At 30.7% G+C, this 1,093-nt stretch carries 3 protein-coding genes; all 3 read left to right on the top strand.

All coding sequences use genetic code 11. From position 1 onward, the window contains the following. Positions 1 to 318, top strand: a 318-nt coding sequence (locus ACWPW7_RS23355; protein ID WP_454055644.1) for a hypothetical protein, incomplete at its 5' end; no start/stop codon positions are given. Further along, positions 293 to 460: a hypothetical protein gene (locus ACWPW7_RS23350; protein ID WP_454055643.1), complete on the top strand. Its 168-nt coding sequence runs from the start codon at positions 293 to 295 to the stop codon at positions 458 to 460. The genes ACWPW7_RS23355 and ACWPW7_RS23350, both read left to right, overlap by 26 nt. Positions 461 to 493: 33 nt before the next feature. Next, entirely contained in the window at positions 494 to 799 is a 306-nt protein-coding gene (locus ACWPW7_RS23345) for a hypothetical protein (protein ID WP_454055642.1), read from the top strand. Positions 800 to 1,093 lie beyond the last annotated feature (294 nt).

Raw genomic sequence — 1,093 nt, 5'->3', positions numbered from 1 at the left:
GTTTGTTTAATCGTTTTATCATTAACTGTTATTATCGGGTTATTAACCGTAAATGTGAGCTTTAAAAGAATAGAGAATAGGATTAATTGTCTAGAGGACAATGTTATGGATAACATGGGAGAGATTAAGAAAGGGCTAGAAACTTTAGAACTCCAAGAGTTGAATAGTAGGGACATAATTATGGAGGAACTTAGTGCCAATAAAGAAAATACGGTTAAAGAGATTAATAATCTGTACAGTAAATTGGTGTTCACGCCAATGACATTCCAGTACGTAGAGAAAGGTGAAAACAATGGAAAAATCAATAGTAATAAATGATGGAATAGGAATTAAGCAACTAAGGCATCTTATGGAACTATCAACTTTGAACAAAGCATTAAACAATGAAGAATTTTTACAGATAGTTAGTGTTTATAATAAAGCAATAAATAGGATATTGGAGCAGCAGGAACAGTCGTAAATTGATTAAAAGAAGAAGGAGTGAGAGTCTAAATTGAAAAAGAATGAAGCAAAAAATAGCAATCTTAAAAAAGCGATTTTTGTATTACTCTATGACCAATTTAATATTCCAGATATGGAGGAAGATTGTGATGATTCATCTTACATTGATTACATTGTCGACGCATTAATTGAAAAAAATGAAAATATATGTCCTTTCAAAAATTATGACTGCATAGGACACTGTAAGGAAAATATTATAGGATGCGCAGATGGATTGATTGGATTTACTGATGGTTGTAATAGAGAAGTTGAAAAAGTGTGGAAGGATTTTATTGGTATTGAAAATGAAAAATATTAAATGTTTTATTTTGGGACATATACCAGTAAAAGAACACTTAAAAGATATGTTTGGTCATGAATATGTATGGCAAAAAGTTTATTGTAAGCGTTGTGGGAAACGTTTAAATTAATTCACAATATGATTACATTGCAAGGGAGTTAATAGAATGAACAAAGAAAAGCTAATTGAATTTATAGAAGATACTAGCACTGAATTAGATTGGCGTGATGATGAATTGGTGGTGTGGATACACCATTTAGATATAAAAGAGTTTTGCGAAATGGTCGGAAAAGGATATTTCGATGAAAGTGG

It is taken from the genome of Clostridium sp. Marseille-Q7071, assembly GCF_965112025.1.
Note: the sequence above shows the minus strand (reverse complement) of the source record. Positions and strands in the feature narration are given on the sequence as shown.

Excerpts from the sequence above, each read along its gene's own strand:
- ACWPW7_RS23350 (WP_454055643.1), top strand. The coding sequence starts at position 293 with ATGGAAAAATCAATAGTAATAAATGATGGAATAGGAATTAAGCAACTA.